The sequence below is a fragment of the Acuticoccus yangtzensis genome (assembly GCF_001927245.1).
In the GTDB taxonomy this organism is placed as follows: domain Bacteria; phylum Pseudomonadota; class Alphaproteobacteria; order Rhizobiales; family Amorphaceae; genus Acuticoccus; species Acuticoccus yangtzensis.
The window spans coordinates 462,514-476,556 of record NZ_MJUX01000002.1 but is presented as its reverse complement, the minus strand read 5'-3'; the positions used below and the strand labels follow the sequence as shown (position 1 = coordinate 476,556).

Here is a 14,043-nt window from a genome sequence, read left to right as displayed (position 1 = left end):
GGCGGATGACCGCCATGTCACACGGCGCATCGAGGTGCGCACCGTGCCGGGGGCGCGGATGATCGGCGTCCCCGGCACAAGGCGGGTCAGGCCGCGCGGGCGGGCCGGAAGCGCGCCTGCGGGGCGCGGCTGAGGACGCGCTCGTGGTGGCCGAGCTGGGTGCGGACGGCCTCGAGCGCATCGCGCCCGGCCTCGGTGAGGCCCAGCATCACCGGAACGCTGAAGCCCTCGGCCTGGCCGACGATGTCGATCCGGGCCCCGGCGCGCCGCCAGATGCGCAACCGGACATCGTCGAAGTTCGACAAGAAGGTTTCGACGCCGTTCCGGGCACCGAATTCCATCCCTGCCAAAAGCATCATCCGCAGCACGTTGATCGCGCGTTGGCCCGGCTGATGCTGGCGTAACAGCGTGTCATCCAGGCACAACCGGGTGATCTCCCATACAAATGGAGATTGAATCATTCCCGCGTCGGGAATGCTCTGCGCGAAAACATCTGTGAGCAGCGTCGGACCAGAAGTCGGCATCAATCGGGCAGAAGCGTACAGAAACTCTGCATTCTCGTCCGTATGAAGGAGATAGACGGGGTTGTAGTCGTCATACTGGTCCCGCTCGCGGTTGCCTTCGGCATCAACCCACTGAAGCTGCTCGCAGAACACGCGATGACGCAGCGCATACATCTGCTCAACCAGATGAGAAAAGGCGCCAAATTGGTGGGATTCAAGGGTGAAGTACATGTTTGATCTCCATCAGCGGGAGTGCTGATAAGATCAACAGTTATTGAAGGGGTTTGTTAAGGTAAACGCCTAAAAGTATATCCAATACACGCGAAGGGTGGCAGTTCTCAAAGCAGCCGTGCAGTGCGCATGTAGTGATGGCAGGCGTGCCGCCTAATGCGCGAGTTTCGCGTTCAGTAGACGGGGCCCGTCGCCGCCGCCAAAACTGCGCCGTCTGCCAAGAAATTAGGGAGGTGAAGGGGAAGAAAAAGTCCCGCGGCGACGCCCGTCATCCATCCGTGGCGCCGCGCGGATCGGTGCCGCCCCGGTCGACGCCCCGGCGGGGGCGCGACCCAGGGACGCGGCAGGCGCATCGGTCCCGCCGGAAGGTGCGTCCGGCCCGGTCGGCCGGTGCGAAGGCGCCGGGCGAGCCGCCTTGCGCGCAGTCAGACGAGGGTGCTTACGCCCACGCCGAAGGGGTGGCCTCGTGGAGATCGCCGCCGAGACGCACCGCCGAGATCCACAGCGCCAGTCCGGTGCGGTCGTCCGTCTCGATCGCGACGCCGCACAGGGTGGCCGGACCCGTCGCCGGGGTGATGCGCTGGCCGGGCGTGCGCTCGACGAACCGGCGCATCGGCTCGTCCTTGTCCATGCCGATTACGCCGTCATAGGCGCCGCACATGCCGAGGTCGGTGATGTAGCCGGTGCCGCCCGGCAGCACGCGGTGGTCGGCGGTCGGGCAATGGGTGTGGGTGCCCACCACCAGCGACACGCGCCCGTCCAGCAGGTGCCCCAGCGCCTGCTTCTCGCTCGTCGCCTCGGCGTGGATGTCGACGATCGCCGCGTCCACCTCCGAGCCCAGCGTGTGGACGTCGAGCGCGGCCTCCAGCGGGCGCACAGGATCGTCCAGCGGGTCCATGAAGGTGCGGCCCATGATGTTGGCGACGAGCACGCGCTGGCCGCTGCGTGCGGTGAACATCGCCGCCCCGTGGCCCGGCGTGCCGGGGGGGAAGTTCAGCGGCCGCAACATGCGCGGCTGTCGCTCGATGAAGACGAGCGCCTCGCGCTGGTCCCACACGTGGTTGCCGGTGGTGATGGCGTCGGCCCCCGCGTCGATCAACGACTGGGCGATCTCCTCGGAGATGCCGAAGCCGCCGGCCGCATTCTCGCCGTTGACGACGACGAAGTCGAGCTTCCAGCGGTCGACGAGGCGGGGCAGGTGGGTCGTGACGGCCTGCCGACCGACGCGGCCGACGACGTCCCCCAGGACGAGAATCCTCATGCGCGGCTCCGCCGGCGAGGCTGGTCGAGATGGATCTGTTTCATGGTGCCGCGTCGTGCGCGCGGGCCTCTCCCGCGTCAACACGAAAATGGCGGCAGCGATCCGCCTGCGGCACCGAGGCGGGACGCAGGCGCCCTCAGCGCGGGGGGATCTCGATCAGCTCCGCCTCGGTCAGGATCGCGGCGAGCGGCTGATCGTGCGGCTCCACCGGCAGGGCGGCGAATTCCTGCGCGGCGTAGGCGAGGCCCACCGTGGCGCGGCCGGGGTGCGCGGCCAGATAACGGTCATAATGGCCCTTGCCGTAGCCGAGCCGCGCGCCCTCGCGCGTAAAGCCCAGCAGCGGAACCAAGAGGAGGTCAGGCACCACCTCTTCCCCGCTCGCCGGCTCGGTGAGGCCGAAGCGCCCCGCCCGCATCGTGTCGCCGGGCCCCATGACGAGGAAGCGCATGCCGTCCGGGTCGATCCGCGGGAGGGCGATGCGCGTGCCGGGGGCGAGCGACGCCATCAACGGCCGCGGGTCGATCTCGTCGCGGATCGGCAGATAGCCCGAGACGACGGCCGCCGCGGGTAGCGAGCGGGCGTGCGCGGCGATGGCGTCGGCGGCGCCGCGCACCGTGCGGGCGGCCTCGGCCCGGCGCAGCATCGCGGTGGTGCGCAGCTTCGCCTTCTCGTCGGCGGCGGTGTCGGTCATCGGGCCCCTCCGTTCGTTCGTGCCGCGGGCGTCACGGCCGCAGCGGCGCGCCCACCTTGCGCTCCGCCCGCTGCAGGCCCAGCTGCCGCTCGCGGAAGATGACGAAGATGCCGGACGCGATCACGATCGCCCCGCCGAGGATGACGTAGACGCTCGGCACCTCGCCGAACACGAAATAGCCGAGCAGCACCACCCAGATCATCGACGTATATTCGAACGGGGCGATCAGCGAGGCCTCGGCGTGCTGATAGGCCTGGGTGAGGAGAAGCTGGCCGATGCCGCCCGCCACGCCGATCGCGACCAGCGCCAGGAATTCCGGCATGGTCGGCATGACCCAGGTGGGGGCGGTGAGCAGCGTCATCACCGAGCCCGCCATCAGAAAGTAGAGCACGATGGTGCTGGTGGAATCCTTCCCCGCCAGCTGCCGCACGAACACCGAGGCGAGCGCCATGAACACCGCCGCCGACAGCGCCAGCACGGCGCCGAGGGAGCGGGCATTGTCCGCCACGTCGAACCCGGAGCTGATCTGCGGCACCAGGATGACGATGACGCCCAGAAGGCCGACGCCGACGGCCGACCAGCGGTAGACGCGCACCCTTTCGCCCAGCAGGAAGACCGCGAAGACCACCACCAGCAGCGGTGCGGCATAGACGATGGCCGTCGCCTCAGGCAGCGGCAGGTGCTGCAGCGCGGCGAACCACAGCCCCATGGCCAGCATCCCGGCGATGGCCCGCCGCACATGGCCGACGATGGACGTGGTCTTCAGCGCATCGTGAAGATGGCCGGTCCAGGCGATCACCGCAACGACCGGGATGAGGCCGAAAATATTGCGTGCGAACAACAATTCGCCGACCGGAATCCGATCCCCCATCATCTTCACCAAGGTGAGCATGATCGTGAAGCTGATGACGGACAGGATTTTCAACGTCACCCCGAAGGCGGGGTTCGTGTTCAGGCTGGCGGCGGCGGTCATGGCGCCTTCTTCGTCCGCGCTGCCCGGTTTGGCAAGGCCGCGGGCCGGGCTCGCCGCCAAGCCATACGAAGCCGTTATGGCAGGCTGTCCGTGCCATCCGCGGGCCGGATGGGTCGCGCTTGAGGCGAAACGGCGAGGCTTCGCCGCGCGGGTGGCCGGCGCCGTGCGGATCGGGCGCGGGAACGCGGGGGCCGTGGCTCCGTTGGCTCCTGCGAAGGAGATCAAACCATGCAGCCCCGTCCTGAGACCATCGATGACGTCCGCCGGCTGATCGAGGCGACGCCCGTCGCCGGCACACCGGCCGAGCGCCGCGCTGCGTTCGTGCGCCTCGCCGGACCGCAACCTCTTGCAGAGACCGTGGACCTCGGCCGCGTGGACGGGCTGGCCATCGGAGCGGGGCCGGCGCTGTTGTGGTTCCACGGCGGCGGGCTGGTGTTCGGCTCGCCCGAAAGCCACGCCATGATGGCCATGGCGATCGCCGCGACCGGCATCCGGGTGATCCTGCCGCGCTACCGGCTGGCGCCCGAGGTCCAGTGGCCGGCGATGCTGGACGATGCGGTGGCCGCGGCCGAGGCCGTGCGCGCGGCCGGGCCTGTGGTGGCGGGCGGCGTCAGCGCGGGCGGGCACTTGGCCTTGGCATTGGCCCTGTCGCGGCCGGACCTCGTGTCGGGCCTCGCCGTCCTGTCGCCCAACACGGACCGCACCGGCACCGGCCCCACCCGCTGCGCCGTCACCCGCGACGCGATGAACGACGACGCCACCGACACGATGCTCGCCGACATCGCGCTGGGCGGGGCCAACCGCAAGGATCCGCTGGTGTCGCCCGCCTTCGCCGACCTCTCCGGCCTGCCGCCTCTGCACATCGAGGTCGGCTCCGACGAGGTGCTGCTCGGCGACGCCCTGGCGCTGGAGCGCAAGGCCGCCATTGACGGCGCCGTTGCCGCGCTACACGTCACGCCCGGCCTCTTTCATATGGCGGCGCTGTGGCCGCACGCGATCCCCGAGGCGCGGGTGCAGCTCACCCGCATCGGCGCCTTCGTGCGCGAGACGGCGGGCGGCTGACCTGGCGGGGCGGTCGCCGGTCGTCTTAGATTGGCCCTTTCGATGCTGCGGATTGGACCTGATGCCCGATCCAATCGGCCCATAAGCTCGGCCCCAGATAGCGTGCCGCACGGGCGCGCAGGGACCACGAAAGGGCCGCCACATGCCGGTATTGGACCGCGTCGAGCTTTACCATGTCGCCTTGCCGCTTCCGGCACCGTTCGCACCGTCGTGGATCCCCGGCACCATTCGCACCGCGCACACCATCTGCCTCGCCCGTTTCGTGACGGAAGACGGCATCGACGGGTGGAGCGCCTTCCCGGCCGCCGGGCGCGAGCGGGCGGGCATGGGCGACCTCCTCGCCTCCCTCTTCCTCGGCCAGGACCCCGAAGACATCGACCTGATGGCCGAGCGGCTGCACATCATGGCCGTTGGCGGCAACGTGAACTGGTGGCTGGAGCCGGCCTTCTGGGACATCAAGGCCAAACGCGCCGGTGTGCCGCTGTTCCGGCTGCTCGGCGGCACACACGACCGGCTGACGCTCTACGCGTCCGGCGGCGAGCTGAAGAGCGTCGAGGCCCGCTGCGAGGAGGCCGAGAAGCGCCTCGCCGAGGGGTTCGGCACGATGAAGGTGCGCGTTCACGATTTCGACGAGGCGGTCGACATCGCCCACGTCACCGGCGTCGCGCGGCACATGGAGGGCCGCATGAAGATCGCCGTCGACTGCAACCAGGCCTTCCGCCTCACCGCCAACGGGCCGGCGCCGCTGTGGTCGCTGGACCGCGCCAAGCGGTTCGCGGACGCGGCCGCCGACGCGGGCCTCGCCTGGGTCGAGGAGCCGCTGTTCGGCGACTGGCATGAGGAGATGGCCGAGCTGACGGCGCACGCCCGCGTTCCGATCGCGGGCGGCGAACTCCACATCGCCGGCTTCCGCGAGCTTGCCCGCATGGCGCGGATGGGCTGCTACTCGATCTTTCAGCCCGATGCGATGTGGGCGGGCGGGGTCGCCCAATGCCTCGAGGTGGCGGACGTGTGCCGCACCTTGGGGCTGCGGTTCACGCCGCACTGCTGGTCCACCGGCTTCGGCTTCATCGTCAACGCCCACGTGTTCGCGGCCAGCGGCTTCGCGGGCGAGGAGCTTTACGAATACCCGATCGCCGAGCCCGGCTGGCTGCCGGAAGCGCGTGACGCGATCTTCACCGCGCCGATGGTCCACGAGAACGGCACCTTTGCGATGCCGACCGGCCCCGGCCTCGGTGTGACGGTCGACGAGGCCGCGCTCGCCCGCTATGGCCGCCGCTTCTTCGCCGCCAGCCGCCGCGAGGTGTCATGGACGCCGAGCGTCCTCGGCTGAATCGAGCCGCCGGACGTCTTGGCCTGAATCGAGAGAAGGGGCGCCGGTTCAGGGACGGGCGCCCGAAAGACGTTCAGGCCGTCTTGCTGGGCCGCTGGATCAGCACGGACGCCAGCGCCAGAAGCCCCGACCCCAGCATCAGCACCACCGACACCGCGTTCAGCACGGGCGTGGAGCCGACCTTCACCATGCGGTCGTACATCGTCACCGTCAGCGGTGCGTCGGAGCCGACCAGGATCATCGTGGTGTTGAAGTTCTCGAACGACACCAGAAAGGCGACGATGAAGGCCGAGAACAGCGCCGGGAAGAGGTAAGGCAGCGTCACCGTGAGGAGCACCCGCAGCCGCGATGCGCCGAGGTTCAGCGCCGCCTCCTCCAGCGCGATATCGAACTTCTTCAGCCGCGCGGCGATGACGAGCGTGGTGATCGTCGTCAGAAACGACACCTGGCCGAGAACGATGAGCGGGATCCCCGGCCTCAGCCAGGTGATGAAGAGGCCGAGCTGCCGGTCCGCGAAGTTCGCCACCATCGACGCGAAGAGCAGGATGGCGATGCCGAGGATCACGCCGGGGATGACCAGCGGCACGATCATGAGGATGTAGAGAACGCCCTTCAGCGGGAAGGACTTGCGCTCGAACAGGAAGGCGTTCGTCGTCCCCGCGGCGACGGCCAGCGCCGAGACGACGAGGCCGATATAGAGCGAGTTGCCCATACCCCGCAGCAGCCGGTCGTCATGGATGAGGCCGAGCTTGGGCTCCGCCGGACCGAAGAACCAGTCCAGCGTGAAGCCGCGCCAGGGGAGGGACGGGAACAGCGAGTCGTTGAACGCGAAGGCGCCCGCCGCCACCAGAGGCGAGATCAGGAAGACGAAGAACACCACGACATAGGCGCGGTAGATCCATTTGAAATGCGGTGATGAGGGCATGGCTCAGTCCTTCGCCACCGTGGTCGCGAGGCTCTGGCCGGTCAGCAACAGACCGAGCCACACCACCAGCGACGTGAACAGGAGGAGGAGGACGCCGAAGGTCGCCCCGGCCTCCCAATTGTAGCGGGTGATGAACTGATTGTAGATCTGCTCTGTGAACCAGCTCGAATTCTTGCCGCCCAGAAGGACGGGGGTCAGATAGCTGCCCGCCGTCAGCATGAAGGTGATGATCGACCCGGCGACGATGCCCGGCATGGCGTAAGGCACGATGATCCGCCGGAACACGGTGAAGCGCGATCCGCCGAGGTTGTATCCCGCCTCCAAAAGCGCATCGTCCATTCCCTGCAGGGTGGAGACGAGCGGCACGATCATGAACAAAATCACCGTGTAGACGAGGCCGATGATGACGGTCATGTCGGTGTAGAGCATCTCGATCGGCTGGCTGATGAGGCCGATGGAGACCAGCGCGGTGGAGATGACGCCGGTTTCGCGCAGGAGCACGATCCACCCATAGGCCCGCACCAGGTCCGACACCCAGAGCGGGATGAGGCACATCAGGAACAGCGCCGCGCGGCTGCGCGTCTTGGCGATCTTGGCGATGTAGTAGGCGACCGGAAAACCGGCGATCAGCGCCAGCGCGGTGACGAGGATCGACATCCACGCCGTGCGCAGAAGCGTGTTGCGGTAGATCGGCTCGCTGATGAAGTCGGCGTAGTTCTTGAAGCCGAATTCGTACTGGTTGATTCCCACCTTCTCCCGCAGGGACACGTAGCCGATGCCGAGTTGCGGCAGCACGATGAGAAGGCCGATCCACAGCGCGAACGGCATGAAGAGGAGGATGAGGGAGAGGCGCCCCGCGTCGCGCCCCATCATGCGCCCCGCCGCGCGAAGACCCGCGCGCGCTCCGGCTGGAAGGACACGGTGACGGTGTCGCCCACGGCCCCGCCGCCGGACTGTGCGGGGTCGGCGACCTCCAGCATCTGCCCGGTGGCGAGCTTCACCAGAACGCGCGAATTGGCGCCGTTGAAGAGCAGGCTGTCGACGGTGCCGGGAAGGGTGGTGGCGCCGCCTGCGCCAAGGCTCAGCGCTTCGGGGCGCAGGAACACCTCCACCGCGTCGCCGGGGCCGCTGCGGTCCGCCACGCGGCCGATCAGCTCGCCGCCGTCGTCCAGCCTCACCCGCGCGTCGGCCCCGTCGACGGTGGCGATGGTGCCGGTGAGGCAATTGGAATCGCCCACGAAGCCGGCGACGAAGCCGGACACGGGCGCGTCGTAGAGTTCCTTCGGGCTGCCGATCTGCTCGAACCGGCCGGCGTTCATCACCGCCACCTGGTCCGACATCACCAGCGCTTCCGACTGGTCGTGGGTGATGTAGAGGAAGGTCGTCTCGAACTGGTTCTGCAGCAGCTTCAGCTCGATCTTCATGTGCTCGCGCAGCTTCAGGTCCAGCGCGCCGAGCGGTTCGTCGAGGAGCAGAACGTCCGGCTCCAGCACCATGCACCGGGCGATGGCGATGCGCTGCTTCTGCCCGCCGGACAGTTGGTCGATGCGTTTGTCTTCGGTGCCCGGCAGACCCACGCGGTCCAGGATCCCGGCCACTTTGGCGCCGATCGCGCCGCGTTTCTCGCCCCGGCAGCGCAGGCCGTAGGCGATGTTCTCGCCGACGCTCATCATCGGGAACAGCGCCAGGTGCTGAAACACCATCTTCACGTTGCGCTTGTTGGGGGGCGTGGCGACGACACTCTCGCCCTTGATCTTGATGTCGCCTTCGCTGGGGCTCTCGAAGCCGGCGATCATGCGCATCAAGGTGGTCTTGCCGCAGCCGGACGGGCCGAGGATCGAAAAGAACGAGCCGGACGGAATGTCCAGCGAGACGTCCGACACCGCCGTGAAGGGGCCGAACCTCTTGGTGAGGCCGGAACAGCTCAGGTCATACATCAAGGGGTCTTTCGGCAGAGAGGGGGGACGGGCCAGCGCGGCCCGTCCGATCAGTCGCTCAGTTCGAGGCGGCCTTGATGCGCTCCAGCGCGATGCCTTCCATGTCCTCCAGCCCCGGCGGGATGTTGGCGAAGAACTTCAGGTTGTCGAGATCGGCCTGGTCGAAGGCCGCTTCCACGGCGGCGCGCTTGTCGTCCGGCAGAAGCTGGATGCCGTTCGGCACCGCGGCGATGGCGCCGGTGGAGGCCGACATGATGGTCACGTTCTCGGGCCGCAGGACGAAGTTGATCCACTTGTAGGCGGCATCGTCGGCCTGACCACCGCGGGGGATGGTGAAGGTGTCGATCCAGGCGAGCGCCCCGGTCTCGGGCGGAATGAAGACGATGTCTTTGTTTTCGCTGTAGATCTTGTAGGCGGTGGAGTCCCAGGTCTCCGACAGCACCACTTCGCCCGACAGCATCAGCGCCGACAGGTCGTCACCGCCGGTCCAGTAGGTCTTGATGATGTCCTTGCAGGCGATCAGCTTGTCGGTCACCTCGTCCAGCATCGCCTGGTAGGCTTCGGGGTCCGCGTAGAGCTCGAACGGGTTCTTGCCCATGGCGAAGCCCATGCCGAGCAGGATCGTGCGGCGCAGGCGCATCGACGTGCGGCCCTTGTAGGTCTCGCTGCACAGATCGCCCCAGCCCTTGGCGTCCGGCGCCTCCTTCACGTTGGCCATGATGCCCGACGTGCCCCACTGATGCGGCACGGAATAGACTTCACCGTCGATCGTGGTGTTGGCCTTCACGCCTTCGACCAGGTTCGGCGTCATCTTGTCGACGTCGATCTTGGACAGATCCAGCGGCTTGTAGATGTTGTATTCGAGCTGCGCGGCATAAATGCGATCATGGCTCGGCTGGGCGAGGTCAAAGCCCGTGCCGCCGGTCGCGCGCAGTTTGGCGATCATCTCTTCATTGTTGGAGAAGGTCACCTCGACGTCGATGTCGGGATATTCTTCCTCGAACTTCTGGACGAGTTCGTCCGGGGCATAGCTGCCCCAGGTCAAAAGCCGAAGCGTCTCGGCCTGAGCACCGCCGGCCATCAGCGCGACAGCTGTACCGGCCAACAGGGTCCGCAGTATCGACGTCATGGTCTTCTCCCATCTTGGACGGCAAATGTTCATTTCACCGTCGTTCATGAAAATGGACCGCACAGAGGGGGGCCGTCAAAGGTCCATTGTGCGCGGTTTTGCATTCCGATCGTCAAACGCCCATCCGGTCCAACACGCGGTAGGCGCTCACCGCGGCGGGCAGGAACCAGGGATCGCCCGTGTAGAGCGGCCGGGTGAGGAAGTCGGGCCGCGACATCGCCGTCTCTCCGGCGGGGTCGCCGAGGACGCGCAGCCCCATCTTCATGCCGAGATAGGACGCCATGCCGACGCCGGAGCCGCAGTAACCCATGGCGTGGTGCACACGCCCGCGGCGGCCGGTGTGGGCCAGCTCGTCGAAGGTGTAGGCGACGAAACCCATCCACGAATGGGTGATGGCGGCGTCCTTCAGCTCCGGGAACAGCGCGCACATCGACGCCTTCAGCCGCGCGCCGGCGACCTCGGCGCCCATCTCGCCCGCGCTGGTGCGGCCGCCGAACAGGATCCGCCGCCCGTCCGGCGAGGTGCGGTAATAATAGACGACGCGCCGGGAATCGGACGCCACGCGCCCGGTGGGGAAGAGCCGCTTGACCAGCGCCGGGTCCAGCTCCTCGGTGGCGATGATGTAGCTGCCGATGGGGATCGTGCGGCGCCGGTGCCACGGCGTCACCTCACCGGTATAGCCGTTCGTCGCCAGGACCAGGTCGCGCGCGCGGATCGTCCCGCGCGGGGTGGTGACGGTGACGCCGTCCGCCGCCTCGTCGATCGCCGTCGCCGGGGTCTGCGGCAGCACCACTGCGCCGGCGGCCTGGACGCGGGCCAGAAGTCCGGCGTGGTAGAGGCCGGGGTCCAGCGCGGCGTGACGGTGGAAGACCGCGCCGCCGTGATAGGCGTCGGTGCCCAGCTCCTCGCGCTGGCGGTCGCGCGGGACCATCGTCACAGTTTCGCCGTCCGCCAGCTTCTCGAGCTCGGCGTAGGCCTTGGGCGTCGCCGCGGCGTGGAAGCGGCCGCAGGTGCGGAAGTCGCAGGCGATCCCCTCGTCGCGGACGAAATCCTCAACGAAGGCGCGCGACGCGATGCCCTCGGCGATGATGCCCGCCGCCGTCTCCGCCCCGTGGCGGGCGGTCAGCTTGGCGAGCTTCGGCTTGATCGACGTCGACACCTGGCCGCCGTTGCGGGTGGAGCAGCCCTCGCCCGGAACGCCCTTCTCCAGAATGACGACGCTGCGTCCGGCGCGGGCGATCTTCAGCGCCGCATGGAGCCCAGTGTAGCCCGAGCCGATGACGACAGCGTCCGCCGCGGCGGGAAGGTCGGCCGGCGGGAGCTGAGCCGGCGGGGCATAGTCCCACCAATAAGGTGTCGTCTTGAACTCGCCGGGCGCCATCATGTCCTAGCCGATCTTTGCCGCTACGCTTTTGATTCTGAGATAGTTCTGCACCGCGGCCAGCCCCTTTTCGCGGCCGAAGCCCGATTGCCGGTTGCCGCCGAAGGGCACCTCGATGCCCCCGGCGAAGTACTCGTTGATGAAGACCTGCCCCGCGTCAATGTCCCGCGCGAGGCGGTGGGCGAGGCCGAAGTCGGCGGTGTAGATCCCCGCGACCAGTGCATAGTCCGTGCCGTTTGCGAGCGCTGCGGCATCGTCGGCACCGTCCGCGATCTGCACCGCAAGCACGGGGCCGAAGATCTCGTCCGTCACCAGCGGGTCATCGGCGGGCACGTCGTCGAAGATCGTCGCCTCGAAGAACCAGCCTTCGCCGGTCTCGGGATCCACCGTGGCCGAGCCGCCGGTGAGTGGGGGCAGGCCACGGGCGATCGCCTCGTCGACCCGCTGGGCGACGCCGGCGCGGTGCGGCGCGGAATTGAGCGGACCCAAGGTGCTGCGGCGGAGGCCATGGCCCATCTTCAGCGCGTGGACGCGGGCGAGAACCCGCTCCAGCAGCGCATCGTGCACTGGACGCTCGACGATGAGGCGCGACCCGGCCGAGCAGATCTGCCCGGCATTCTCGTAGATGGCGCCGACCACACCATCGGCGGCGGCGTCGAGGTCGGCGTCCGTCAAGACGATGAGCGGCGACTTGCCGCCGAGCTCCAGGACCACGCTCGCCACGTTGCGCGCGGCGGCCTGCATGACACCCTGCCCCGTCGGCACCGAGCCGGTGAAGGTCACGTGGCGCACCTTCGGGTGGCCGACCAGCGGCGCGCCAGCCTCCGGCCCCGTTCCGGTGACGACGTTGACCACGCCCGCCGGAAGCCCCGCCCGCGTGAGGAGGTCGGCCAGCATCAGCATCGTCAGCGGCGTGGTCTCGGCGGGTTTGGCGACGACGGTGCAGCCGGCGGCCAGCGCCGGGGCGAGGCCGCGCGCCGCGGTGGAGAGCGGGTAGTTCCAGGGGATGATGTGCGCCGTCACCCCCACCGGCTCGGGGCGCGAGTAGCCGAGATAATCGTCACCGATGGGGAAGGTCTCGCCCTCGATCTTGTCGGCCGCGCCGGCATAATATTCGAACGCGCGGGCGGCCCCGGCGACGTCGCCCTCCGCCTCCTGCAACGGCTTGCCGCTGTCCAGCGCCTCGACGAAGGCGAACCGCGCCGCCTCCTCGCGCAGCAGCGTGGCGGCCCGCATCAGCGCCGCGCCGCGGGCCGACGCCTTGGTGCGGCCCCAGCCGTTCTGCGCCGCGTGTGCCGCCATCACCGCGCGGTCCACGTCCTCCGCCGTGCCCGCCGCGACGCTGTGGAAGGCGCGGCCGAACCCGGCGTCGAACGTCTCCATGCGCCCGCCCGCGGCGGGGGTGGTCCATTCACCGGCGATGAAGTGCCGGTCCGGCAGCTCCGGAAGCGCGCCGGTCTCAAGGTAGGCGGCGGCGTGCGACGAGCCGCTCATCGCGGCGCCTCGCTGAGGGTGTAGGCGGATTTCGCCAGCCATTCCGGCGCGATCTCCACGCCCCAGCCGGGCGCGTCCGTCACCACGGCCTGCCCGTCTTCGATCGTGTAGGGATCGTTCACGTAGAGGCCGTATTGCCAGGGATAATAGTCCGCCTCCTCGATGGAGAATTCCAGGTACTTGCCCGCGTTCGGCAGCGCCCGCAACAGGTGCATCGTGAACAGCGTGACAAGGCCGAGGTTGGCGCAGTGCGGCGTCACCGGCAGGCCGAACTCCGCCGCCAGCGCGGCGATGCGCATCGTCCGCCCCATGCCGCCCGCGTAGAGGATGTCCGGCTGTGCGACGTCCACCGCCTTCAGCTCGAACATGCGCTTGAAGGTCGGCACCCAGCAGTCCTGCTCGCCTCCCGTCACGTCGATATCGAGCGCGGCGGCCACCTCGGCGGTCTGCTCCAGCTCCCAGTAAGGGCACGGCTCCTCGAAATGGCTGATGCCGTTATCCGCCAGCATGCGGCCATAATGGATCGCCGCGGCGGGCGCGTAGCAGGAGTTGGCGTCCGCCAGCAGCGCAACACCTTCGCCCTTGAAGGCGTTGCCGACCGCCGGGATGATCGCCTCCGTGCGGCCCTCCCACTCGTCCATCCCGCGCCCGCACTCGGCGCCGACGCGGAACTTGAAGGCGTCGAACCCGTATTCGCCGCGCAGCCGCTTAAACCGCTCCACCTCGTCTTCGGGCGTGAGGTCCCGCTTCATCGACGAGGCGTAGGCGCGCAGCTTGCCCGGCGAACCGCCGAGCAGCGTCGCCACCGGAACGCCCGCCGCCTTGCCGCGCAGGTCCCATAGCGCGGTCTCCACCCCCGCCATCGCGCGGCAGATGTAGGAGCCGGGAAACTTGTGCTCCTTCTCCGTGGCGCGGTCGAACAGGTCCTGCTGGTCCGCGGGGTCGAACTCCACGCCCAGCACCCAAGGGGCCATCTGCCGGTGCAGCACGGTGGCGGTGATGTCGGAATGATAGGTCGAGACCTGGCCCCAGCCGGTCGCCCCGGTGTCGTCCGTCACCCGCACGAAGCCGATGTCGGGGGTGGCGAAGGTCTCGATGCGTGTGAGCCGCATGATAGTCCCGT

Annotated in this window: 13 protein-coding genes; 2 read left to right on the top strand and 11 right to left on the bottom strand. The window is 68.5% G+C overall.

Going from position 1 to position 14,043, the window contains the following annotated elements; genetic code table 11:
* Positions 1-86 precede the first annotated feature (86 nt).
* The 4 genes from BIX52_RS08355 to BIX52_RS08340 form a co-directional block, all read right to left on the bottom strand.
* Entirely contained in the window at positions 87-734 is a 648-nt protein-coding gene (locus BIX52_RS08355) for an acyl-homoserine-lactone synthase (protein ID WP_075220567.1), read from the bottom strand.
* Positions 735-1,173: 439 nt separating this feature from the next.
* Positions 1,174-1,995, bottom strand: a complete 822-nt coding sequence (locus BIX52_RS08350; protein ID WP_075220566.1) for a TIGR00282 family metallophosphoesterase — start codon at positions 1,993-1,995, stop codon at positions 1,174-1,176.
* Between the two features lie 136 nt (positions 1,996-2,131).
* Positions 2,132-2,686: a 5-formyltetrahydrofolate cyclo-ligase gene (locus BIX52_RS08345; RefSeq protein WP_075220565.1), complete on the bottom strand. Its 555-nt coding sequence runs from the start codon at positions 2,684-2,686 to the stop codon at positions 2,132-2,134.
* A 31-nt stretch (positions 2,687-2,717) separates the two neighbouring features.
* Positions 2,718-3,659, bottom strand: coding sequence for a DMT family transporter (locus BIX52_RS08340; protein WP_075220781.1), 942 nt, complete (start codon positions 3,657-3,659; stop codon positions 2,718-2,720).
* 228 nt (positions 3,660-3,887) lie between these two features.
* Here BIX52_RS08340 and BIX52_RS08335 point away from each other — a divergent pair, with 228 nt between their 5' ends.
* Positions 3,888-4,721 (top strand): alpha/beta hydrolase fold domain-containing protein, encoded by an 834-nt coding sequence (locus BIX52_RS08335; RefSeq protein WP_075220564.1) that lies wholly within the window; start codon positions 3,888-3,890, stop codon positions 4,719-4,721.
* Positions 4,722-4,863: 142 nt separating this feature from the next.
* Positions 4,864-6,054, top strand: coding sequence for a mandelate racemase/muconate lactonizing enzyme family protein (locus BIX52_RS08330; RefSeq protein WP_083660122.1), 1,191 nt, complete (start codon positions 4,864-4,866; stop codon positions 6,052-6,054).
* Positions 6,055-6,127: 73 nt separating this feature from the next.
* Here BIX52_RS08330 and BIX52_RS08325 read toward each other — a convergent pair whose 3' ends face one another.
* The 7 genes from BIX52_RS08325 to BIX52_RS08295 form a co-directional block, all read right to left on the bottom strand.
* Entirely contained in the window at positions 6,128-6,979 is an 852-nt protein-coding gene (locus tag BIX52_RS08325; RefSeq protein WP_075220562.1) for an ABC transporter permease, read from the bottom strand.
* Between the two features lie 3 nt (positions 6,980-6,982).
* Positions 6,983-7,852: an ABC transporter permease gene (locus BIX52_RS08320; RefSeq protein WP_342743819.1), complete on the bottom strand. Its 870-nt coding sequence runs from the start codon at positions 7,850-7,852 to the stop codon at positions 6,983-6,985.
* A complete protein-coding gene (locus tag BIX52_RS08315; protein ID WP_075220560.1) occupies positions 7,849-8,916 on the bottom strand; it encodes an ABC transporter ATP-binding protein in 1,068 nt (355 codons plus the stop codon). Before BIX52_RS08315 ends, BIX52_RS08320 begins: the two co-directional genes overlap by 4 nt.
* A 58-nt stretch (positions 8,917-8,974) precedes the next feature.
* Complete coding sequence (locus BIX52_RS08310; RefSeq protein ID WP_075220559.1) at positions 8,975-10,045, bottom strand: extracellular solute-binding protein; 1,071 nt, start codon at positions 10,043-10,045, stop codon at positions 8,975-8,977.
* A gap of 112 nt (positions 10,046-10,157) precedes the next feature.
* A complete protein-coding gene (locus BIX52_RS08305; protein ID WP_211098163.1) occupies positions 10,158-11,429 on the bottom strand; it encodes an NAD(P)/FAD-dependent oxidoreductase in 1,272 nt (423 codons plus the stop codon).
* A gap of 3 nt (positions 11,430-11,432) precedes the next feature.
* Positions 11,433-12,920 carry an aldehyde dehydrogenase family protein gene (locus tag BIX52_RS08300; RefSeq protein ID WP_075220558.1) on the bottom strand — a complete coding sequence of 496 codons (1,488 nt, stop codon included), beginning with the start codon at positions 12,918-12,920 and terminating at the stop codon, positions 11,433-11,435.
* The gene (locus BIX52_RS08295; RefSeq protein WP_075220557.1) at positions 12,917-14,032 is read right to left on the bottom strand and encodes a mandelate racemase/muconate lactonizing enzyme family protein; all 1,116 of its coding nucleotides are present in this window, start codon (positions 14,030-14,032) and stop codon (positions 12,917-12,919) included. The genes BIX52_RS08300 and BIX52_RS08295 overlap by 4 nt, the downstream gene beginning before the upstream one ends.
* Positions 14,033-14,043 lie beyond the last annotated feature (11 nt).